This is a genomic window from Paenibacillus glacialis, assembly GCF_001637205.1.
Classification (GTDB): domain Bacteria; phylum Bacillota; class Bacilli; order Paenibacillales; family Paenibacillaceae; genus Paenibacillus_AQ; species Paenibacillus_AQ glacialis.
This window is the reverse complement of sequence record NZ_LVJH01000007.1, coordinates 186,593-209,778: the sequence shown is the minus strand read 5'-3', so window position 1 is coordinate 209,778 and position 23,186 is coordinate 186,593. Positions and strand designations below refer to the sequence as shown.

The window sequence follows — 23,186 nt, the reverse complement described above, 5'->3', positions numbered from 1 at the left end:
CATTTCCTCATTCTAAAGATTTAAGTTCATCCGTAAGTTCAGTAAACGCCAACTTATCTCTTGTAGCTAATGCTCTGTCAATTTCCTTATATAACTCTTCACTACGATGTTTGCGTATACATTCGTCCCAGACCATTTCAGCAGCTAATCCCAACATGACTTCGTAAGTAACTTTCAACTTATCCAATTGGATGCACCTCCAAACGAATGGTTAAGAGAACCTATATTCCCTTCCTTTGGTTACATAGTTAGTCATAGTCATCGCCATACGTTGCAAATCTTTCTCTGTTAGCTCGCGTACCACTTTAGCAGGCGTTCCCAAGGAAAGGGTATAGGGTGGAATGATTGTGTTCTCAGTCACGACTGAACCCGCTCCTATTAAAGCATATTCACCAATATCTGCTCCGTTCAGAACTATGGCCCCCATCCCAATTAATGTGCCTTTACCTATACTGCAACCATGGATAATAGCGGCATGTCCTACAGAAACGTCATCAGCCAGAATGAGGGGTTGTGATGTGTTAACATGGCCAACTGTACCATCTTGAATATTACAGCGGCTTCCAATGATAATGGGAGCCATGTCACCGCGGAGTACGGCATTAAACCATATACTTGAATCCTCACCAACTTCAACTTCGCCAATAATCTTGGCACCTTCACCGACAAAGACGGATCTATGTAACTTAGGTAGCTTACTACCATATGCGATCAACATCTCTCATCACTCCTTAACTTGGGAGTGATTGTATCAATTGAATTGCGCCTTGTCAATCGTCAGATCCAATCGTCATCTTTCGCATGAAGAGTACACTTCTCAACCATTTTATTCCCCCACACGGTCATCTTCACAACGGTACCTTGCTCTTCGGTACCCCCGATACGGACAAGTCCAAGATGCATCATCATTTGCAGTACGCGTTGCTCCATAATCGATTGCGACGTGTCATAATAATATGGTTTAATCAGCCACCCTAATGCCTCATGTAACGAAGAAAGCGCTACCCAATCACGTGCGCAATGTCCAATCCAATAAACAAGTGACGACAAATTCGGAATAGGTTGTTTATACAACCTTAACCAATAGCGGAATACTTGCACCATACTATCGCGCATCCCTTGATCCAACTTTTCCATTCCCATGCTGGTTATCTTTAGTCTATGACCCATCTCTTCAATATAATTCATATGAAATGCATAATCATATATCAAAGCTAGCCTGCTAGGATAGGTAGTGAAAGTTCTGCCATAACCGAAGCGCCATCCCCCTTTTGAAAGAAGAGATTCTGTAATATGGAAACTTTCCATGATCTGTTGTTGCGTTCTTCGATACATGGTACCTTCCTGATTCATTTCAATCTCTTGCTGATGAACATAACGGAGAAAGAAAAGTAGATCTTCTGCCATTAGACCTTGTTCTTCTCGGTAGACTGAAGGCTCTTCCGTATAATTCATTTTACTTTTCACATAAGAACCTAGTTCCTTTCGGAACCTTTCTTTAAGATCCTCAGGAATCTGAAATAAGTACCTTGTGTGCTGAGTCATACCATTAAATAACCAGCCACTACTTTTGAAGCGTGCAATGACCTCGCGAGGACTTTGAATCTTGGGTTGGTCCTTCGATCGTTCACTCTCAGCGATTTGAAATGAAGTTTGCCTAATGATGGCAATCAACTCTTCGACGTTGAAGTAACTTCGACTGTCAAACAAGATGGCGTTAAGAAACCGCAAATCATCAACAGAGAGACAACGAATTTGTTGCCCTATAAATTCCCTGCGATTCAAAGTCACTAAGATGCTCTGAATTAACTCGTGTTTTGAATTACGCTTGCACTCGCATTCATAGTGACTTGCAATAGTAGTCAACTGACCAATGTCAGCAAACGTGAGCATATCCGCTAGATTCATCGTTGATCGCCTCGCCGTTTTAGTTCCATTATTGGTATGTTTTCATAATTTGATACTATATAGATTGAACTAAAGTTTGCGCTCACAAATTCAATCATTTCTAAAGAAGATCATGAATATAGGGGTTCGTCTTTAGTTCAATCTATATAGGTAAACCCATTCCAATATCGCTCTAGCAGTTTCGCAGGATCTCAAGATAAATCATTTGATTACATAATTGACGTTTTTTTCTAATTTTAAACCTAATGCATCATAGTTTATTAATAAAAACAGATACTCATTTTTTTCACAAAAAAAAGCCCTAAAATTAGGACTCAAGTTGTTTTCCAAGTAAATGACGTGTGCAATTGTATAGAAGTGGTGTCCAGTCCAAGTCCTCTTTCTCGAGGATCGTAAGCGACAAATTCCCAATTCTCTCCGTATATCGATCGTCAAACAAAGCTGTATATAATATGGCTAAAAAGCCACCGTGGCTAATTACAAGTATGTTCTTATCTGGATATCTACTCCAGATATCTTCCATAAATTCAAGGCCTCGACTTTGAATAGCTTCCTTCTTCTCTTGTCCAAGGTCCTGTTGATCCCATTCCTTACCCCACTTTTTTTCACGCTCTTCAGCTGAAATACCTTCCACTTGCCCAAAGGAACGCTCTAATAATCGCACATCAGGTTCTAAAAGTGGAATATTCAAGATAGAAGAAATAATAGATCCCGTCTCCTCCGCACGCGATAGACCACTACTGATGATATAATCCCACTTAAAAGATTCCTCACGTAGTCGTTCACCTAATGCTCTGGCTTGCCATCGTCCATCGTCATTCAAGGGAATGTCACTTTGTCCTTGAATTTTACCAATCATGTTCCAGTCAGTAAGCCCGTGACGAATTAGACCTAATCTCATCCTTTTTGACCTCCAAGTAAGTAGTGATCTCTTTAGCGACGAATCTGGCTTAATCTTCTTAATGAAAATAGCGCCAATGCTACACTCAATATTGATAAAACCATCCAATAAATAGGGTGCGACGGCCCCATACTAACCACCAAAGGTTCAACAATACCGCTATTTAACTCAGGAATGATGTAACTCCCATTTTTCGGTAAAACATTAGGAGTTCCTGCAACTCCAGTAGGCAAAATGCCATTCGTAGGTGCAGAATTCATTGGTGGAGTTGATCGATCCATCATGACTAAATAGAAAAAACTAACAAAAAACAACATCAGGCAGGCCGTAATCCACAGTGATAGTCTACGCCGAGTTGCTCCAGATACTGCAAATGGCTTACCCTTATCCTGTATCAGCCAAGGAGATTCACTATATATTCGATCCATCACTTGACGATTCACAGACTCTAATTGCATATCCGTAACTTCTACACTTAAACCATGAATCAACAATTGACTCTCTTCCCAAAACTCAAATTCAGCTGAACATTCGCTACAGGTTGCAATATGTTGTTCTAACATACGCCTCTTCGGGTCTTCAATTGGGGCATCCCAAATTAACCCGAATAACTCCTGAGCCTCACAGCATTTCATCTGCTAGTCATCCCTTCATACTCATCATTAATGTGGTCATAATAGTAAGGTTCAAGTTGTAATTTCACACTAGAACGTGCACGAAATATAAGTGATTTCACAGAACTCACGCTTTGTTCCAAAATATTAGCTATTTCCTGATAATCTAGCTGGTCGTATTCTCTCAAGATCAGAGCAGAGCGCTGTTTCTCCGGCAAATTATTGATCGCAATCCTTACTAGATTAACCTTTTCATTGCGAAGAATCGTTTGTTCTGGTGCCACCTCAAGAGGTGCAATCGGAACAATCCCGCATTCTTCTAATGGTATGTTTCCATTACGATGTTTACGCAATTCACTAAGAACAGTATTCCGAGCAATCGTGTAAAGCCACGTGGAAAAGCTCGCATCCACTTCCCTGAACGTATTCAGACTGCGGTAGGCTTTGTAAAAAGTTTCAGAACAAAGATCTTCCGCTTGAAGCTCCATATTGGAACTCTTAAGCATATGATATACAAACGCTAATATTTTACGCTGATAACGACGCATTAATACAGAATATAGTTCGACATTTCCCTCTTTTATCTCGCGAACCATCTGGGAGTCCGTCATATGAGTGCGACCTCCTCGCAAACCATTTGTTCCTCGCTCTAAATCAAACAAAATTCGAGCAGAACTGGCATAAAAAGATTACGGTTAAACCGCTTTATAATCATATAATTCCAAAAAACATACGCTATGTACTGAAAAATTCCACTTCAAACCAATAAAGTTACTTATTCATTATAACATAAATTGAAATGATAGTCAGGTAGATTGATAGATTACACATCCCTTTTTTAACCAAATGTGACAACATTCATCAAATTCCCCACTATGCAGTCATTGATCCTCATATTTTTACTCGTATTATCATCTCTTTCTTATATGCTACATTTACATCTGATATTCAGGAATTTTCGGAATATTCCGGTACCGACGCTATTTTTTTACTTCAACCATCATTCTAATCCTGACTCTATTTCAATTGTCATACATTCTCATTTTATATGTTTCCGCTTCTTCAAGGCTCCAAAATCATGTGATTCCCCAGATTCCCCAGATTCCCCACTTTATTTACAAAGTGGCCAATGCTCAAGTTTGATAAAAATAATAATTAAAAATAATTGTAAACTCTTCAGCGCGACCATACTCAATTTTATTTAACATCTGTACATACGCTTATTTCTATCATAGGACAAAAAAAAAAGACCACTTTTTTCAAAGTGGTCCCTGCTCAAGTTAGAGCAGAAGATATTGGATAGGAGTGGAGAGAAACCATACTGTAAGTTCATTGTAATGTATCCGTTTACATATGTCAATAATTGTTTTAAAAGTTAATCTAACCATTTTTATAAATTACATAAATACAGTATATTGTAACTCTTGCAGCACGATTCTTGCCCGTTCCATATCCTCTTCCTGACGGAATGAAAGGCGCATTACACCTGGAACATCTTCTCTGCTCTCAATAATTTGAATATTACTAAGATTGATCTGGTCTGCACCAAGCTCAGTAGCAATCTTACCAATAATGCCGGGATGATCTGGTACATTCAAATACAGATCAAATAAAGGCGCAATCATTCCTTTGCGGCCTTCTGGAAGTTCATTACGGAACGCATTGGCTTTCTGAAAAGCTTCTTCTATCCCCTGTCCATTGCTGGTCGTAAGCATTTCAATAAAAGATGAAATACCCAAGTTCCAATCTCGAAGCAATCGAAGCATGACTTCATTGTTATTCAGAAGAATGTCCCGCCATATCACAGGGTCGCTAGATGCGATACGTGTAATGTCTCTAAATCCTCCCGCTGCCAACCTTCGGTATAACGAATTGGATTCATTATAGTTACAGACTTGGTTAACCAATGCTACGGCGATAACATGCGGTAAATGGCTAATCGCACCTACGATCTCGTCGTGAAGCCTTGGCTCAACCTTTACAATTTGAGCACGCGTAAAAGATAATAGGCGTTCTAGGGAGCCTACTGCCTCATCTGGAACATGTGATGAAGGACATAATACATAATAAGCATTCTCGAATAGTAGAACTGAAGCCGCTTCTACACCCGATCGTTCTGATCCAGCCATAGGATGTCCACCAATGAAATAAACATCTTTCAGTTTTAATGCATCAGCTGCTTCAGATATGCTTGCTTTGGTACTTCCCACATCCGTAATAATACAACCCTTTTTCAATGGCAACGCACTTAATTTTTCTAAATATTCTTCTAATTTGCCCACAGGTACACACAGAAAAATAAAATCAGCATCACATGCCGCTTCTTCTATCGAGAGTGTAGCATTGTCCACAACTTCTCTACTGATGTATTTATCCATTAAATCAGGGCGGTGGGCATGACCCACCACCCTGATTCCAGGCTTATCTTTAAAGCATAGTGCCAATGAACCCCCGATTAAACCTACTCCAAAGATAGCAATTTTTGTTGTGTTCATGATATCTCATTTCTATTCTTAAATTTATTATTTACACTTGAGCTGATATTTGATGAAGCACTTCTTCTAGTGATTGTATGAATACCTTATTTTGTTCTGGTGTACCAACACTCACTCTGATATAGCTCGGGTACCGCTGATGCCCAGCGCGGATAATTATACCTTTTCGTAACAACGCTTGAAATATGTCACCTGATGGCTTGCGAACATCAACCATAATGAAATTCCCATGTGCAGGCAAATAGGACAATCCTATACGGTCAAATTCTGCTTGTAAATACACGATTCCTTGTGCATTCAGCGTACGGCATTGATCTACAAACGCTTGATCTTCCAGTGCAGCAATTGCGGCAACTTGTGCGAGCCGTGACGTATTAAATGGCTCACGAACTTGATTAATTAATTTGATCACTTCAGCACTTCCTACGCCATAACCAATACGTAGAGAAGCTAGACCATATATTTTGGAGAATGTACGTAGAACGACTATATTAGGGTATTTGCTTAGCAATGTTATGCCATCCGTATAAGATGGGTCTGTTACAAATTCACAATAAGCCTCATCAAGCACAACCAATACATGTGAAGGAACAGCATCTAAGAAAGAAACTAACGCATTTTCCGATACGATAGTTCCTGTTGGATTGTTCGGATTACATACCCATACTATCTTAGTACGCTCAGTGATAGCAGCCAACATTGCATCTAGGTCATGGATTCCATTCTTTAGTGGCACTTCGATGCTTAGCGCACCTTCTATGTCCGCGTTACTCTTATACACTGAGAACGTCTGATCAGCCATGATCGTCTCGTCACCTGGAACAAAAAATGCTCGAGTAATCATTGCAATCACTTCATCCGATCCACATCCAAAAATGATCTGCTTACTATTCACACCTAAATGATGACTTAATGCCGTCGTCAAATTTGCAGCACTACCATCTGGATAAATACTAATATTCTCAAGTTCAGAAAGAACCGCATCTTTAATGCGAGGAGATGCCCCATAGGGATTCTCATTAGAAGCTAGCTTAATGACTTCAGTTAATCCAAATTCTCGTTTTACTTCTTCCGTTGGTTTTCCCGGTTGATATACCGGTAGGTTAACAATTTGGGATTTAGGTTGCATAATAATATCCACTCGCTTTCTATTTATTTATGCTTTTAATTGTGCCACAAACTCACGAATTTGTAATAGTCCCTCTTGTCTAGTATTAGCATCATTTAATAAAGGAATCGCGGATTCAATCTCACGAACAATGGCACTGCCGACAACTACACCATCACATATTTGTGAGAAGTGCGTCACCTGTTCATGTGTAGAAATGCCGAACCCAACGGCAACAGGAATGTTTGTATACTTCTTAACGGTTTGAATAAATTCTTCAACCCCTTGGTGAAAGGTGGAACGTTCCCCTGTTACGCCTAAGGAAGATACACAATACACAAATCCGCTTGCATTACTTACAATCTTCTCAATTCGTTCATTCGAAGTTGGTGCCACCAATGGAATAAGACTTACTCCCGCTTCTTCGGCACGCCGGCGTATATCTCCAGATTCTTCTATTGGAAGATCAGGGATAATGAGTCCACTTATTTCATGAGTCTGAACTTCTTTAAAGAAAAGATCCAGCCCCATCTGTAACACTGGATTGAAATACGTGAATAGAATAAAAGGCATTTGGACGCCTGACTCACGAGCTTTTACGGCCGTTTCCATACACGTACGAATCGTAACTCCATGCTTTAATGCCCGTTGAGATGCCCGTTGAATAACTGGCCCATCCGCTAGTGGATCGGAATATGGTACACCTAACTCAAGTATATCTGCGCCAGCTGCCTCTAATTGTACTATGATTTCTACCGTCGTCTCAATATCTGGATCTCCTACTGTCAAAAATGGAATGAGCGCGGTACGATTCTGACTCTTCAACACTTCAAATGTCTGATCCATTAAATTCATGACTGAACACCCCCTGTGTATGCCATGATGGATTCAACGTCTTTGTCTCCACGACCAGATAAGCAAATAACTACTATATCATCCTTTGTTAGCTTAGGAGCTATCTTAATAACCTCAGCTACAGCATGCGCCGATTCAAGTGCAGGGATGATCCCTTCCGTCCGACAGAGTAACTGTAGTGCATCAAGTGCTTCTTGATCGGTGATCGGAACATATTTAACACGTTCAATATCCTTAAGGTAGGAGTGCTCTGGTCCAACACCTGGGTAATCAAGCCCTGCAGATATGGAATGAGCTTCTTGTACCTGACCATGTTGATCTTGCAAAAGATAACTCATAGATCCTTGGAACACACCATGTGTTCCCTTACTCATCGTGGCCGCATGGAAATCCGTATCAACACCTTTTCCTGCTGCTTCCACGCCAACCATAGCAACTTCCTTATCTTCGATGAAAGGATAGAACATCCCAATTGCATTACTACCACCACCAACAGGGGCTACAAGTATGTTTGGAAGACGACCTTCAGTTTCAAGAATTTGGCGTCTCGTCTCATCTCCGATCACTCTTTGGAAGTTACGGACCATCATAGGGTATGGATGTGGTCCTACAGCAGAACCTAGAATATAGAACGTATCATCTACATTACTAACCCAGTATCGAAGGGCTTCATTACCTGCATCCTTCAGCGTGCGTGAACCTGAAATGACTGGAATTACTTCTGCACCGAGTAACTTCATACGGAAGACGTTCAACGCTTGGCGTTTCGTATCTTCTTCACCCATGAACACCTTACATTCCATGCCAAGAAGTGCAGCAACTGTAGCTGTAGCTACGCCGTGCTGTCCCGCTCCCGTCTCAGCGATGACCTTCTTCTTACCCATACGTTTAGCAAGAAGACCTTGAGCGATCGCATTATTGATTTTGTGAGCTCCTGTATGGTTTAAATCTTCACGTTTCAAATAAATCTTCGCTTCACCCAAATGTTGGCTGAGTCGCTCCGCATAATATAGTGGTGTCTCACGACCTGAATATCGCTTCAACAAATAATCTATTTCCTCTTGGAAACTTGGATCTGCTGTATTTTGTTTATAAGAATCCTCTAATTCTATCAGTGCGTTCATTAATGTTTCTGGTACGAAACGACCCCCGAATAGACCGAAACGGCCATTCTGATCTGGCATTTGCGTCATATCTGTTTCACCCTTTCGATAAAAGCTTTAACTTTCTCTATATCTTTCAAGCCATTAGATTCTACGCCGCTTGAAACATCTACCCCATAAGGATGATATTTCGTAATCAATTCACCAACATTATTGGGTTCAAGGCCACCTGCCACGAAAAGTGGAATGTTGTGTTCATGACTCCACTCTTGATAGTGTGGAATTCGCTCCCACGCAAAGGTCTGCCCAGAACCACCCCCATAAACAGGGTCGAACGTGTCCAGTAACAAGGCATCAATAACACCGATATAATCTTTTGAAATCACTTGTTGTTCCATCGCGTCTGAAACATTCTCGGTTCCCTTGCTATGCACCGAAATAGCTTTAAATACCTTCACCCCGAACTTACGCTTCACTTCTTCACAGAACACAGCATCTTCTTGTCCATGCAACTGAATGACATCAAGTCGAGCATGTTCCATTACGTAAGATAATAACGACATATCTGGATTCACAAATACGCCTACACTCTCTGGACGAGTCTCATGTTGCCAAGCCTGAAGCTGTTGTAAAAGTATATTTGCACCCTCCGCTGTCACTTGTCTACGACTTTTAGCAAATACGAATCCGATATAATCCACCGGTAAGTTTAACATAGATTTTAGCACTTCAACGTCCTGAAGTCCACAGATTTTTACGACAGTATTTTTCATTCTATAATTTTCCTTTAAGTTCATGAAGAGGTCCCATCAGCTCGTTTACAGCCACACCAACATCCTTTTGGCGCATGAAGTATTCGCCAATGAGTACACCATCTGCACTTGCTTGCTTAAGGAACGACATATCTTCGGTGCTGGCAATACCACTCTCACTAATGATCGTAATTCCTGCTGGAATCATTTGAATAAGTTTAGCAGTTGTCTCTAACGATGTCTCAAACGTATGCAAATTACGATTGTTAATCCCTATTAACGATGCCTGATCTAAATGTAATACATCCTCAAGCTCTCCCGCATTGTGAACTTCAATTAACGCATCTAGTCCAATTGATGAAGCTGCCTTAATGAATGATGATATTTGTGCAGGCTCTAATATGCTCGCAATCAGAAGTACAGCGTCAGCTCCTAACAATCGAGCCTCATAGATTTGACGTTCATCTATAATGAAATCTTTGCGAAGAAGAGGGAGGTTCACTGCCGCTTGGACGGCTTTTAAGTATTCACCGCTACCCTGGAAATAATCCACATCAGTCAATACAGACAGACAATCGGCTCCAGCTTGTTCATACGCAAGTGCGATCTCTACAGGATTGAAATCCGGACGAATTAACCCTTTGGATGGCGAAGCTTTCTTGACCTCCGCAATTAATCCCATATCTCTATGGCGATCTGAGGATACTGCTCTTAGAAACCCTCTAGTCGGAGGTAAGTTAGCAATGATTCGTTCTGTTGTTGATAAATCAAAGTTCTTTGCAAGTTCCTCTACCTCTTTTACCTTGGTTGCTACGATTTTATCAAGATACATAGGACTCTTCTCCTGTCATTTGAATTAATTGATTTAATTTAGCGTACGCATTACCGTTATCTATAGCGTCTGCCGCAAGTTTCACGCCTTCTAAGATACTATCAGAAAGTCCAGATACATAAATACAAGCACCCGCATTAGCTAATACAACATCACGATACGGACTCTTCTCTCCTTGTAGAACAGCCTGTATGATTCGGGCGTTCTCTGCTGCATCGCCACCTAGTACTTTCTCTAGAGGATGCATCTCAAGTCCTAAATCATGTGGATTGATTTCATAAGTCGTTACTTGACCTCCACGTAATTCAGACACTTGCGTTGGTGCAGAGATACTAATCTCGTCTAATCCATCTAAGCTTGAGACGACCAAAGCACGCTTCAGTCCCAGCTCCTTCAGAACATGTGCAATCGTCTCCGTCATCTTTCGATCATAGACGCCTAGGAGCTGACGGTCAGCTCCAGCAGGATTCGTTAGTGGTCCTAGCATGTTAAAGACTGTTCGCACACCAAGTTCTTTACGTGGTGCTGCTGCATGTCGCATAGATGGGTGGTAAATTTGAGCGAACAAGAAACAAATCCCGATCTCATCCAAACAACGTTTCGCTTGTTCAGCTGTAATGTTAATGTTCACTCCAAGTGCTTCTAATACATCTGCACTTCCTGCACGACCGGACGCTGAGCGATTACCATGCTTAGCTACACGTACAGAAACAGATGATGAAATAATGGCAGAGGTTGTCGATATATTGAATTTGTGTATTCCTGATCCACCTGTACCACATGTGTCCAGCAAGTGAGCACTTTCCGTCAACATTCGAGTGCCTGATCCTCGCATTGCTTCAGCAAAACCAGTGATCTCTTCAACGGTCTCACCTTTGATCCGAAGTGCAGTTAATAATCCACCGATCTGAGCCTGTGTTGTTGTTCCATCCATGATGCTCTGCATAACCTGACGCGCTTCCACTCTTGAAAGATCATTACCTAAGATCAGATTAGATAGGCTAGATTGAATCATATCTGTTTGATTCAATTCGTTACTCAACTTTTCTACACTATTCTCCACTATGCTCATCTCCATTATATTCATTTGCATGGGTTCAGCTCTCTAAACCCCTATCCAATACTCGAACACTTTTAGAGGTTGTTCAAAAAGTCATATTTTGATCACGAAGTATACCAAGAAGCTTATTCGACATCGAAGATTGAATTCAGCCGGTCCTTCCGGTGCTCACGTAGGTACTGCCTACGCTACGCTCCTCACTCCCTTGCTTCATCCAATCTTCTTGGTGCTGAAAATCCAACTTTTTGAACACGATCTTATGGTGTATATTCATATAAATAATCTTGATTTATCATATCGATATCTCGCTTTGTTGGCGGAAACATGATCTCTGCCGTACGAATCGCTTTTAGTAACGCTTTTGCTTTATTAACCGTTTCATCATACTCTTTCTCTGGAACTGAATCCCACACAATTCCTGCACCTGCTTGTATAAACGCTTTGCCTTTACGGAATATCAATGTACGAATCGTGATACAAGAATCCATATTTCCGGAGAAACCTAAGTATCCGATAGCTCCAGCATATGCCCCACGTGCTTCCTTCTCTAACTCTGCTATAATTTGCATTGCTCGGAGCTTAGGAGCTCCTGATACGGTTCCTGCAGGTAAACAGGATAGAAATGCATCGAAGAAATCTTTGTCTTCATCGAGCGTACCTGTTACATTCGAAACGATATGCATCACGTGAGAGTACTTTTCGATCTCCATAAATGAATCACATTTAACGGTTCCGAATTTAGATACTCTACCCAGATCGTTACGTCCAAGATCGACGAGCATCAGATGCTCTGCACGTTCTTTCTCGTCTGCCATTAATTCCTCAGCCAAGGCGCGATCTTCGCTTTCACTCAATCCACGGGGTCTTGTTCCAGCAATAGGTCGAGTCTCAACTCGCCCTTCATTCACCTTCACTAGTGCTTCAGGCGATGTACCAACAATGATCTCATCATCCATTTTCAAATAATACATATAGGGTGATGGATTTAATGTTCTAAGTACACGGTACACATGAAGGGGTGATACTTCTGTTTCTATATGAAACCGCTGGGACAATACAACCTGAAAGATGTCTCCAGCTCGGATATATTCTTTCGCTTGCTCCACGTTCGAAATGTACTGTTCTTTGGTCATGTTAGACTTAATGTCTCCAAGTTCCACATCCTGAGGGATACTGTGACGATTCACATTTTCACGGGGACCCTGTTCTTGTAGCTGCTCAGCGATTGTCTCTAACTTACGACTGACGGCTTCATATTCTCGCGCAATATCAAGATCCGTATCACCGTCCTTAACATGTACATTCCCTACTAATAGAATTTGTTGCTTCACATGATCGAACACGATAATGGAATCACAGAACATGAACCGAATGTCATCCATATGAAGATCATCCACAGCGTGTGCTGGTAAATTCTCATAATATTGTAGTAGATCATAACCAAAGAATCCAATGGCACCACCCGTAAATGGAGGCATCTCCTCTAGCTTAGGACTACGGTAAGAACGTAATAACGCCTTAAGTTCCTCTACCGGTTTACCCTTCATAATCTCTTCTACGCCATCCTTTTCAAGAACAATTCGCCCTTGTTTACCTGATACCATGAGAAATGGATCTGTTCCAATAAAGGAATATCTAGCCCACTGGACCCCACCCTCTACACTTTCCAGTAGAAATGCACGATCACGCTGAGCATACCTCTGAAAAACACGGATTGGCGTTTCCATATCAGATAATAGACGTTTGACCACTGGAATAAGATTAAATTGACTTGAAAGTGTGATTACCTGTTCCAAACTGGGGGTCATCATGACCATCCCTCCCTGATTTAAAATAAACAAAAAAACCTCTACAAAAGTAGAGGTTTACTGGTCATGAAGTATATGAAAGAGTCCGGTCACAAATCCATCCCTCAATCCAAGATCATAACCCTGATATAGCTTACGCTAAAGGATTAGGATCAAGAATCAGATGTGATTCTGTTCCGAATTAGAAATACATATGGACTCTGCTCAACTATACTCATCTCAACTAAACTGTGCTCTACTCAACTAACTCAACTATACATGATTACAGTAGCTTTTGACAACCCGCAGAATGAATGTATTAGTTCAAATATTCTATCCTTGAAAAAGGACGACACCGCCGTTTCTACTTGGTTGGTGTAGAAAGATCAGGTCTTAGCTTACGTGCATCATTTAAATATACATGTTTCATTTCACGTTGACTCTTCTCAGTATTCACCTGAATCATGAGCCGAATGCATTGAGGTAAGCTACCCTGAACGGGTATTTCTACCGAGCACATGAGCGGAACTAAGTCCCAACCTTCTAGTTGACGAATCGCTCTAGCAGGGAAAGTGGCGTCCAAATCAGCTGTCATCGTAATCCATACACTACAGATATCTTCTGGCTCAATCTCATTACGAATGACAATTTCTTTAAGCAGTGTCACTGTCTCTTGCAATATCTCTTGCTCGTCATTCTGTGTGACACTTGTTGCTCCACGTATTCCGCGATTATACATGAGTTTCTCCTCCTTCTCTAAGTTGATCAATTGTTTCACGCACAAGCTGTTCCGGTATATCCTTCACAATACTTACAGATCCAATGGAATCTGGAATGATAAAGAGCATATGACCTTCTCTAAATTTCTTGTCGTGTTTCATTGCATCCATGATGTCGTCCGTTGATAGATGCGATGACATCGTAACAGGCAATCGTAATGACTGAAGCATACTCACCGTTTCATCATAAATACTAGCATCGCGGCCAAGTCGGACTGCTAGTCGTGCTGATCCTGCCATACCGATCGCAATGGCTTCACCATGCATATATTCACCATAACCTGCAACAGCCTCAATCGCATGTCCGATCGTATGTCCCAAATTAAGAATCGCGCGCAAATCATTTTCTCTTTCATCACGGGATACAACATCCGCTTTGATCGAGCATCCCAGCGCAAGTCCATATTCTAGTGCTTCAGGGTCGAGTGCTAATAATTCACTCGCATGTTCTCTGCACCATCTTGCGAAATCGCCATCTCGAATCAGACCATGTTTCACCATTTCAGATAGACCTGAAGCAACATCTCGTGGAGGTAACGTCTGCAAAGTGTCTAGATCATAGAGAACCATCTCAGGTTGATGAAAGGCCCCGATCATATTCTTCGCAAGAGGATGATTCACAGCTACCTTACCACCCACGCTACTATCATGCGCAAGAATGGTTGTCGGAATCTGAACAAACTTGATTCCTCTCATATATGTAGCTGCTGCAAATCCTGCTAAATCGCCGACTACTCCGCCTCCCAGTGCAATCACCGTTGAGTTACGATCGAGTTTCCCTTCGATCGCTGTCGTCATGACTTCTTCAAGTACCGATAACGACTTGGATGTCTCTCCAGCCTTGACTACTTTGGAGACCGTATCATACCCAGCCTCCAATAATAACTTTTCTAGTAAAGTTAAATAGTGTGGCGCTACATGATCATCCGTAACAATCATTAATGGGCTATTTAAAGATATCCCATGATCCTTGAAATATTGACCTATATGACTTAGAAGACCAGATCCAATATAGATAGGATATGAACGCTCACCCAAATCCACATTCACCGTTCTCATAATTAATATTTCTCCAATTGAGCAAGATAATTATTATAATTCGCCTTAATCTCGTCCATTGAATCTCCGCCGAATTTCTCTAAGAATGCCTTAGCTATTTCCCAAGCTACGACATGTTCCATCACGACACTTGCTGCTGGAACAGCACATGCATCTGAACGCTCAACTTGAGCAGTAAATGCTTCTTTCGTATCGATATCGACACTTTGTAGCGGTTTATATAGTGTTGGAATAGGTTTCATCACGCCGCGAACGACAACAGGCATACCATTCGTGATACCACCTTCAAATCCACCTAAACGATTGCTAGCACGATAGTATCCTTGTTCTTCGCTATATAGAATCTCATCATGTACCTGGGAACCTCTCAGAATACCTGCTTCGAATCCAATTCCGATCTCTACACCTTTGAATGCATTAATCGACATTACGCCTTGCGCAATACGAGCATCTAGCTTCCGGTCATATTGTACATAACTACCTAGACCAATAGGAACGCCTTCTACAATACATTCAACAATCCCACCGATGGAATCTCCATCTTCTTTAATTTGATCAATATAGGCTTCCATCTTCTTCTCTGTTTCCGCATCGACTACACGTACAGAAGAAGCTTCCGTCTGTTCGATCAATTCATCAATAGATAAGTTATGTACTGGTGCTTCAATCTCACCAATTCGAATAACTTGTCCAGCAACCTTTATGCCGAATTCAGCAAGAAATTGGCGAGCTATCGCTCCACATGCCACACGAACGGTTGTCTCTCTTGCACTAGATCGTTCAAGAACATTACGTAAATCTTTCAAATTGTACTTAAGTCCACCATTAAGATCCGCATGTCCAGGCCGAGGGCGATGTACACGTCGTTTCTCTTCATCTGTTCCTTCAATTGGCTCAACATTCATAATATTCCGCCAATGCGTCCAATCCTTGTTCTCTACAACCACAGCGACAGGAGCTCCCGTCGTATTTCCGTGTCGAACGCCACCCACAATTTGAGCAGTATCTTTTTCAATTTGCATACGTCGTCCACGTCCATACCCTTTTTGACGACGGTGTAATTGGAAGTTAAGTTCTTCGAAATCCAATGTTAAATTACTTGGTAGTCCTTCAATAATTGCTGTGAGTTGGGGACCGTGAGTCTCCCCTGCAGTTAAATAGCGTAAACTCATGTTACTTTCCCCCTTATACTTTCATACTGTAAATGGCTAAAACCCGATAATATCTTTGCTTATTATATTATAGGTCATACACTTTGACAAGAAAGGGTTATCCCTTCATCATCACATATCAAAAAAGCGCCGATCCTCATTTTCACAGGATTCGGCGCTAACGGGACGTTGATTATTCAGCTATTAATGGGTTGAACCTTAGGTGTCTGACTTGGATGCTCATCCAAAGAATCATGAATCAATCGATTAAGTTGTACCTGTTCCAGCCCTAAAATCTGTCCACATTCTTGAATCGTAATGAAACCACGGTGATAGGCACTGATGACCTTTCGTTTATCCATGCGCGACTAATCCCTCCACTTATCTCCATAATGTTCTATGAATAGTAGTATCGCAAAGAGGAAAGGATAATATACATTTTTGCGACAGATTAGTTTATACCTTTTTTCGATAGAAAAATGTTTCTGTTGACTCGAGATCATATTGCCCTGGTGAAAAGATCTGTTCTGTACTACCCACGAACAAGTATCCCCCCGGACGAAGACTGTTTGCAAATTTACGATACAGTGTATTCTTCGCCTCTTCTGTAAAGTAGATCATCACGTTACGGCACACAATAAGATCGCAGGAAGCGTCAAAGGTATCCAATAACAGGTTCTGCTTCTTAAATTGAACAGCTTTCTTCAAGGAATCATTGATGTTATAATGCATACCCTCCGAGGTGAAGTGTCTTGCCGCTACGTCCTTAGGTACATCCTTCAAGGAGCGTTCGAGATACTGGCCCTGCTGAGCCTTTTCTAAAGCACCACTATCGATATCCGTAGCCATAAGTGTTGTATTCGAAAGAATCCCTTTATCGGCGAGGATCATAGCTAATGTATAAGGCTCTTCACCCGTAGAACAAGCCGCACTCCATACTTTAAGGCGCCCCTTATTATGACGAAGCAGCTCTGGTACGATGGAATCCCTCAATACTTCCCAACGATTGGGATTACGCCAGAACTCTGATACATTGATGGTCATTCGGTCCAGAAATTCATTAAACAAATTCTTATTCTGCATCATTGCCTTAAAAAATAAGTCAAAAGAGTTATACCCGTTCTTTACACGGAGTGTCGTCAATCGACGCTTCATCTGTCCTTCTTTATATTGCGAAAGATCGATTCCGGTTTCTTTCTTTATCATTTCAATAAAATGAGTATAGTCGGGATCAATGGATGTCGAGTCTGCATTGTGATCTACTGTTAATCCCATAGTTTTCATATCCATGACGATATGCTTTTATCGTAATTCACTAGCTCATGATCTTCAAAAAAATTAGCGATTTCACGCTTACTACTCTCTGGAGAATCCGAACCATGAATTAAATTTTTAGGTGTATGTGCGGCGAAGTCACCCCGAATGCTACCTGGTAGAGACTCTTTCACATTCGTCTTACCTATGACTATACGAGACAACGCAACGATATCGTCACCCTCCCACACCATCGCCATAACTGGACCTGATGTGATGAAATTCACTAAATTAGGAAAAAAATCTTTCCCCTCATGTTCTGCATAATGAATTTTCGCTTGATTCTCAGTCACTTGAACTAACTTACTCGCTACTAAGGTAAACCCTTTGTCCTCAAACCTAGAAATAATACGACCGATTAATCCACGTTGTACACCGTCAGGTTTTACCATCAAAAAAGTACGTTCCATAAGCTCACTCTCCATTTTTAATGAATCTATCATATGCAAGTATTTCCTTACCAATATCTGTAGTTTAACAGAAAAATAGGAGTATCGTGAATACCTAATATGACCGTCTCGTTACAAAGTGAGCAATGTCTTTTAAATTCCGTTTTGTTTTGTAATCTGGCAGTTCACTCAAAGCATCTAACGCCTTGTTAATATAACGTGTTGCCAGATGTTCTGCTCGTCGAATGCCTGAACTTGCTTTAATTAGCGAAATGGCTGTTGATACATCACATTGTCCATTCAATTCATGGATTCGCGTCAATTCATGAAGAAGCGGTTCACGAATTTCCTTTTCCTGAAGAGCAAAAATAACCGGTAAGGTTATGTTCCCTTGACGAATATCACTTCCAGGGGGCTTACCAATTTGCTTCTCTGTTCCACAAAGATCAAGTAGATCATCCTGTATTTGAAAAGCCATCCCCACATTATATCCGTATCGATAAAGTTGGCGACTGAAGTTAGGGTTCGCGTCTACGGCAACGGCACCAAGCTGACAACTAATAGCGATCAGTAAAGCCGTCTTGCGACGAATACGCAACATATACCTGCGAACACTTTGTCCCGTATTAAAGAAATCGCGGATCTGCTCCATCTCTCCGATCGACATCTCCACCATCGCTTTAGAGAGGATCTGATGAATCTCAGGATTAGGAAGCTGCGTCACGATTTCCAAAGCTTTAGCATATATGAAATCACCGGTATACATGGCGATTTTGTTATCCCATTTCGATTTAACCGTTAATTGACCGCGTCGTGTATCTGCATCATCAATGACATCATCATGAACCAGCGAAGCCATGTGAATGAGTTCTAACGGAACTGCCACACGCATCAGCTTCTCCAGATCATATTCTCCGAATTTGCCCCCCATCAATACAAAGACAGGACGGAGTCTCTTTCCTCCCGCTTTGAGGAGATGTAATGATGTTTCATTGAGTAAATCATCACCACTAATACTGCGATAGAGTTCCCGTTCTATGAAATCCATATCCTTTTTCAATAATCCGAACATGTCCATTCTCTTCATTCTTTCACCCGTATCCGCGTATTCTCTTCCCACATTTCCATTCGAACTTCGTGCTGGATAAGTCCAAGCTCATGAGCATATCGTAAATAAAGTTCTAATCCTTGGCTCTGTGATTCGCCGTAGTCATAACACAGATTCTCAAAGTATCTCTTCCAATAATCCTGTGTTCCACCAAAAGTAGTCATCGCTTCATTCACAATAGGAGTCAGATCTGACAAGCTATGGCGTTTACTTGCCTGTAAAGCTTGTACAATCTCCTGAATAATCTCAGGTTTGTTCTCCACAGCGTCACGATGAACAGCCCACACGGCAAAAGTCATACTATATCCTGTCCACTCTTTCCACCACTCGCTTAGATCAGTCACATACAGTCCGTGATCTTCCCACGAAGCCTTAATTGCGTTATCCCCAATTAATAGCGCGGCATCAGCCACTTCCATCATAGTCTTCAGATCCGGTTCTAACGCAATATATGTCGGATTTCCATCCAACGCTTTATTCATGAGTATCTTGAGTAAATTAATGGAAGTTGCAGATGTATTCGTCACTGCGATCGTACCACGAATTAATGATTCAATGGGTTGCCTTGAAAACAGCAAAATGGATTGTACAGGTCCATCTGCACTAACAGATAGATTCGGTAATAAGAGTAACTTGTTAGACGATAAACCGTATGCAAACGAAGATAACGCCCCGATGTCAATACTACCATCGTTCATGCCTTTATTTAATAAAGATGGGACTGCTGTGATCATTTCTGTAGGCTCACATAATGCGTCTGGATCAAAGTAATAAAAAATAGGCCAAGCATTCGTATATTTAATTTTACCAATAATAGTCTTATTGTTTCCATATGCTCCCATCATCATCCCTCCCATCTTTTAAATAAATGGTGGTTAATCCGAATCGAGTCAAGTATTTTACCTACAACGAAGTTTATCAAATCATCCATCGTTTGTGGAAGGAAATAAAAAGCCGGCATAGCCGGTATCATCTTTACACCAAGTCTCGAAAGCTTCAACATGTTCTCCAAATGAATGGCATGTAAAGGGGTCTCCCGAGGTACTAATACTAAAGGACGTCCTTCTTTTAACATGACATCCGCTGCACGAGTCATCAAATTACTTGAAGCACCATTCGCTACAGAAGATAAGGTTCCCATCGAACAAGGAGCAATGATCATCCCTTCCACCTGAAAAGAGCCACTCGCAATGGAGGCTCCGATATCCGCAACAGGGTGATAGATACATGCTCCTGGATAACTTCCAAATTTCTCTTTCAGAATACCTTCGCGGTCTGTACTACTCCAACCTAATTCTTCATGAAGCACACGCCAACCAGCGTTTGAAATAACGATATGTACATCAATATCAGCATTCAATAATGTTTCGATGAGTCTAATCCCGTATATGGAACCACTTGCTCCTGTAATGCCAACAACCCATCTTTGCTTCTTTCTGAGTTCACTCAAGCTGTCTGCACCACCAAATCAACCAGCGTAAATGAGAACACAATAATACTTAGTACACTGTTCATCGTAAAAAATGCCATTTGAAGCTTACTCATGTCCTTCGGCGAAAGAATAAAATGTTCATAGAATAGGATACCCAAAGAAATTAACATCCCTGCGAAATACCACCAACTTAGCGATGATGTAAAGAAAAGTGCGATAAATCCGATTGCTGTGATCATATGAAAGACACGAGCTATCTTTAAGGATGAATAAATCCCAAATCGTGCTGGAATGGAATACAAACCTTCTTTTTTATCAAACTCCATATCTTGAATCGCATAAATGATATCAAAACCTGCTGTCCAGAATGAAAGCGTAATGTAGAATATCATTGCGCTTAAGTCTGCACTATTCGTAACCGCTACCCAACCTCCAAGTGCAGCCAATGACGTTGTCATTCCGAGGATAACATGACAAAGCCATGTAAATCGTTTGGTATAGGAGTAAATCACGAGCATAAACACTGCAATTGGCAATAATTTGACTGCAAGCGGCGACAACTCTATTGCTGCCCAGAATAGAAGAATAAAAGAAATAATCGTAAACACAACAACCTCAATCGTCTTCAATAACCCTGCTGGGATTGCACGGTTCGCTGTACGTGGATTCTTCTTATCAATCACCTGATCAATCATACGATTTAATCCGAATGCTGCACTTCGTGCACCAAACAATGCCATCACAATCCAACCAATCTGTGCCCATGAAGGTAGAACTCCGTGTACCGAAACCGACCCAACTAATGCACCCATAAATGCAAAAGGAAGCGTAAATAAGGTATGTTCAATTTTAATCATTTCAAGATAAATACCCATTTTCTTAAACATCTTAACTCTCCTTAATCCCTATATGTAATGCTGCAATGCCGCCCGTTAAGGAATGAGCTTCGACTTGTTGCAGTCCTACTTGCTGAAAGATCGCTGCTAGTTCATCTCTTCCCGGGAACATAGCAAGTGAATCCGGTAACCATTTGTATTGTTCATATCTCGAAGCAAATAATTTGCCTAGGCTAGGCAACACTTTTTGGAAATAGAAATAATAAATCCCTTTGAACGGCTGCCATGTAGGCTTGGACAACTCTAAACAGACGACCATTCCACCTGGCTTAACAACGCGCTTCATTTCATGGAGCACTTGTACAAGATCTGGAACATTGCGCAATCCGAATCCAATCGTCACATAGTCAAACCTATGATCTTCGAAAGGAAGACTCATGGCATTTCCTTCAACTAAAGTAATAATATCCTCAAGTTGATGACTCTTAATCTTGTTTCGTCCTACTTCAAGCATCCCAGGACTGAAGTCAAGTCCAACGATGTCTCCTGTGCCACTAGCCTCAGCTATACTAAGTGTCCAATCACATGTACCGCAGCATAAATCAAGGGCATTCTGTCCCGGCCTCACATTCATCTTAGCCATCGTAAATTTACGCCATGCTTTATGTCTTCTGAAGCTCAGAATGTCATTCATAAGATCATATTTCGTAGCAATACTCTCGAATACGGATTGTACGAATTGTTCCTTCGGCTTATCTTCGCCAACTTTACTCGTCTGATCGACGTGTTGCTGTGAGGTGTTTCGCTCCATTCATATCACCCTATCCCTCTCTTAGAACTGTACCAGAAGAATTTACAAACACTAGAAATGGTTCTAATACTTGTCCTATATCTAAAAATCGCACATCTCCTTTTAAACTCTTAAGGAGGTGTTGAACACGATCAACAGATTCGCGAAGACTATTCGTCACGCTTTCCATACATTTATATTTATGCATCATTTTATTCCATTCAATAGGGCTTATCTCTATCTCATTTAGCATTAGCTTGTCTTCCTCGTTAGCTAACTCCATCATTTCCCAATAGCTATACCCGTATTTAAGAGGTTGACCCCCTTTGGAAAGATTGAGTTCTTGCATAAGCATCTCACATAGACTGATTTCATGAAGCAAAGTCTTCCATATATCCCTTAATGATTCTTCTAACATGGGGGTAAAAGAAAGAAACAGCTGCATATTCAGCTGCACTTTTTGCACCAAATATTGTTCTGCTGACAATTGTGCACTCTTCATTAAACCATACAAGCTCATCTTCATCATATTCAAATCACATATGGCTCTACTCAATAACGTAATAACCTCTATTTGTCCTCGATCGGACAGCAGCTGATAGAATATGCTACTGTAATAATCTCCAGCTAGCACTTTCAATTGGCGCGAACGCATAAGATCTTCAGTCTGGCTACCTTGCTGCGTATCAATCGTCTCATGAGTATCGATCCCAATCTGTACCAAAGAGGTCACAAGAGAATAGAGCTCAGCCTGATCAAAAGATATACGACCACAACTATTTAAGAAAATATATAATAAATGGACACGGGAATTCGGGAACATTGGCAATTCCGTGTATTGTTTAATCATGTCATACTCGATATAGCCACTTGCAAGTTGGGGTATGCAGTAAGATTTCATCGTTAGCCTCCG

26 protein-coding genes are annotated in these 23,186 nt (G+C 41.2%); all 26 read right to left on the bottom strand.

Annotated features, from left to right (window positions below):
- Positions 1-7 precede the first annotated feature (7 nt).
- Entirely contained in the window at positions 8-187 is a 180-nt protein-coding gene (locus PGLA_RS06430; RefSeq protein ID WP_068530458.1) for an IDEAL domain-containing protein, read from the bottom strand.
- 24 nt (positions 188-211) lie between these two features.
- A complete protein-coding gene (locus PGLA_RS06425) occupies positions 212-718 on the bottom strand; it encodes a gamma carbonic anhydrase family protein (protein WP_068530455.1) in 507 nt (168 codons plus the stop codon).
- A gap of 59 nt (positions 719-777) precedes the next feature.
- Complete coding sequence (locus PGLA_RS06420; RefSeq protein ID WP_068530452.1) at positions 778-1,908, bottom strand: hypothetical protein; 1,131 nt, start codon at positions 1,906-1,908, stop codon at positions 778-780.
- Positions 1,909-2,215: 307 nt separating this feature from the next.
- Positions 2,216-2,809 (bottom strand): histidine phosphatase family protein, encoded by a 594-nt coding sequence (locus tag PGLA_RS06415; protein WP_068530449.1) that lies wholly within the window; start codon positions 2,807-2,809, stop codon positions 2,216-2,218.
- A gap of 32 nt (positions 2,810-2,841) precedes the next feature.
- On the bottom strand, positions 2,842-3,444 hold the full coding sequence (locus PGLA_RS06410) for an anti-sigma factor family protein (protein WP_068530446.1): 603 nt from the start codon (positions 3,442-3,444) through the stop codon (positions 2,842-2,844).
- Positions 3,441-4,034: an RNA polymerase sigma factor gene (locus PGLA_RS06405; RefSeq protein ID WP_068530442.1), complete on the bottom strand. Its 594-nt coding sequence runs from the start codon at positions 4,032-4,034 to the stop codon at positions 3,441-3,443. The genes PGLA_RS06410 and PGLA_RS06405 overlap by 4 nt, the downstream gene beginning before the upstream one ends.
- A 786-nt stretch (positions 4,035-4,820) precedes the next feature.
- Complete coding sequence (locus PGLA_RS06400; RefSeq protein WP_068530439.1) at positions 4,821-5,918, bottom strand: prephenate dehydrogenase; 1,098 nt, start codon at positions 5,916-5,918, stop codon at positions 4,821-4,823.
- 31 nt (positions 5,919-5,949) lie between these two features.
- Entirely contained in the window at positions 5,950-7,047 is a 1,098-nt protein-coding gene (hisC, locus tag PGLA_RS06395) for a histidinol-phosphate transaminase (RefSeq protein ID WP_068530436.1), read from the bottom strand.
- A gap of 27 nt (positions 7,048-7,074) precedes the next feature.
- A complete protein-coding gene (trpA, locus tag PGLA_RS06390; RefSeq protein WP_068530433.1) occupies positions 7,075-7,881 on the bottom strand; it encodes a tryptophan synthase subunit alpha in 807 nt (268 codons plus the stop codon).
- Positions 7,878-9,074 carry a tryptophan synthase subunit beta gene (gene trpB / locus PGLA_RS06385; protein WP_068530429.1) on the bottom strand — a complete coding sequence of 399 codons (1,197 nt, stop codon included), beginning with the start codon at positions 9,072-9,074 and terminating at the stop codon, positions 7,878-7,880. Before trpB ends, trpA begins: the two co-directional genes overlap by 4 nt.
- On the bottom strand, positions 9,071-9,757 hold the full coding sequence (locus PGLA_RS06380) for a phosphoribosylanthranilate isomerase (RefSeq protein WP_068530427.1): 687 nt from the start codon (positions 9,755-9,757) through the stop codon (positions 9,071-9,073). The genes trpB and PGLA_RS06380 overlap by 4 nt, the downstream gene beginning before the upstream one ends.
- Before the next feature lies 1 nt (position 9,758).
- Positions 9,759-10,568, bottom strand: coding sequence for an indole-3-glycerol phosphate synthase TrpC (gene trpC, locus PGLA_RS06375; RefSeq protein WP_068530423.1), 810 nt, complete (start codon positions 10,566-10,568; stop codon positions 9,759-9,761).
- Positions 10,558-11,640 carry an anthranilate phosphoribosyltransferase gene (trpD, locus tag PGLA_RS06370; RefSeq protein ID WP_425415358.1) on the bottom strand — a complete coding sequence of 361 codons (1,083 nt, stop codon included), beginning with the start codon at positions 11,638-11,640 and terminating at the stop codon, positions 10,558-10,560. The genes trpC and trpD overlap by 11 nt, the downstream gene beginning before the upstream one ends.
- Before the next feature lie 245 nt (positions 11,641-11,885).
- On the bottom strand, positions 11,886-13,439 hold the full coding sequence (trpE, locus tag PGLA_RS06365; protein ID WP_068530419.1) for an anthranilate synthase component I: 1,554 nt from the start codon (positions 13,437-13,439) through the stop codon (positions 11,886-11,888).
- A gap of 340 nt (positions 13,440-13,779) precedes the next feature.
- The gene (aroH, locus tag PGLA_RS06360; RefSeq protein ID WP_068530416.1) at positions 13,780-14,154 is read right to left on the bottom strand and encodes a chorismate mutase; all 375 of its coding nucleotides are present in this window, start codon (positions 14,152-14,154) and stop codon (positions 13,780-13,782) included.
- The gene (gene aroB, locus PGLA_RS06355; protein WP_068530414.1) at positions 14,147-15,253 is read right to left on the bottom strand and encodes a 3-dehydroquinate synthase; all 1,107 of its coding nucleotides are present in this window, start codon (positions 15,251-15,253) and stop codon (positions 14,147-14,149) included. The genes aroH and aroB overlap by 8 nt, the downstream gene beginning before the upstream one ends.
- A 2-nt stretch (positions 15,254-15,255) precedes the next feature.
- On the bottom strand, positions 15,256-16,425 hold the full coding sequence (aroC, locus tag PGLA_RS06350; RefSeq protein WP_068530410.1) for a chorismate synthase: 1,170 nt from the start codon (positions 16,423-16,425) through the stop codon (positions 15,256-15,258).
- Between the two features lie 176 nt (positions 16,426-16,601).
- The gene (locus PGLA_RS28335) at positions 16,602-16,766 is read right to left on the bottom strand and encodes a hypothetical protein (protein WP_169810187.1); all 165 of its coding nucleotides are present in this window, start codon (positions 16,764-16,766) and stop codon (positions 16,602-16,604) included.
- Positions 16,767-16,860: 94 nt separating this feature from the next.
- Positions 16,861-17,688: a CheR family methyltransferase gene (locus PGLA_RS06345; RefSeq protein WP_425415357.1), complete on the bottom strand. Its 828-nt coding sequence runs from the start codon at positions 17,686-17,688 to the stop codon at positions 16,861-16,863.
- A complete protein-coding gene (ndk, locus tag PGLA_RS06340) occupies positions 17,685-18,128 on the bottom strand; it encodes a nucleoside-diphosphate kinase (protein WP_068531321.1) in 444 nt (147 codons plus the stop codon). Before ndk ends, PGLA_RS06345 begins: the two co-directional genes overlap by 4 nt.
- A 94-nt stretch (positions 18,129-18,222) precedes the next feature.
- A complete protein-coding gene (locus PGLA_RS06335; RefSeq protein ID WP_068530408.1) occupies positions 18,223-19,194 on the bottom strand; it encodes a polyprenyl synthetase family protein in 972 nt (323 codons plus the stop codon).
- Positions 19,191-20,057, bottom strand: a complete 867-nt coding sequence (locus tag PGLA_RS06330) for a menaquinone biosynthesis protein (RefSeq protein ID WP_068530405.1) — start codon at positions 20,055-20,057, stop codon at positions 19,191-19,193. Before PGLA_RS06330 ends, PGLA_RS06335 begins: the two co-directional genes overlap by 4 nt.
- Positions 20,058-20,059: 2 nt before the next feature.
- The gene (locus PGLA_RS06325) at positions 20,060-20,665 is read right to left on the bottom strand and encodes a UbiX family flavin prenyltransferase (RefSeq protein WP_068530402.1); all 606 of its coding nucleotides are present in this window, start codon (positions 20,663-20,665) and stop codon (positions 20,060-20,062) included.
- Positions 20,662-21,534, bottom strand: a complete 873-nt coding sequence (locus PGLA_RS06320) for a UbiA-like polyprenyltransferase (protein WP_068530399.1) — start codon at positions 21,532-21,534, stop codon at positions 20,662-20,664. Before PGLA_RS06320 ends, PGLA_RS06325 begins: the two co-directional genes overlap by 4 nt.
- Position 21,535: 1 nt before the next feature.
- On the bottom strand, positions 21,536-22,294 hold the full coding sequence (locus PGLA_RS06315; protein ID WP_068530397.1) for a demethylmenaquinone methyltransferase: 759 nt from the start codon (positions 22,292-22,294) through the stop codon (positions 21,536-21,538).
- 10 nt (positions 22,295-22,304) lie between these two features.
- On the bottom strand, positions 22,305-23,174 hold the full coding sequence (locus PGLA_RS06310) for a heptaprenyl diphosphate synthase component 1 (RefSeq protein ID WP_068530394.1): 870 nt from the start codon (positions 23,172-23,174) through the stop codon (positions 22,305-22,307).
- Between the last annotated feature and the right edge of the window lie 12 nt (positions 23,175-23,186).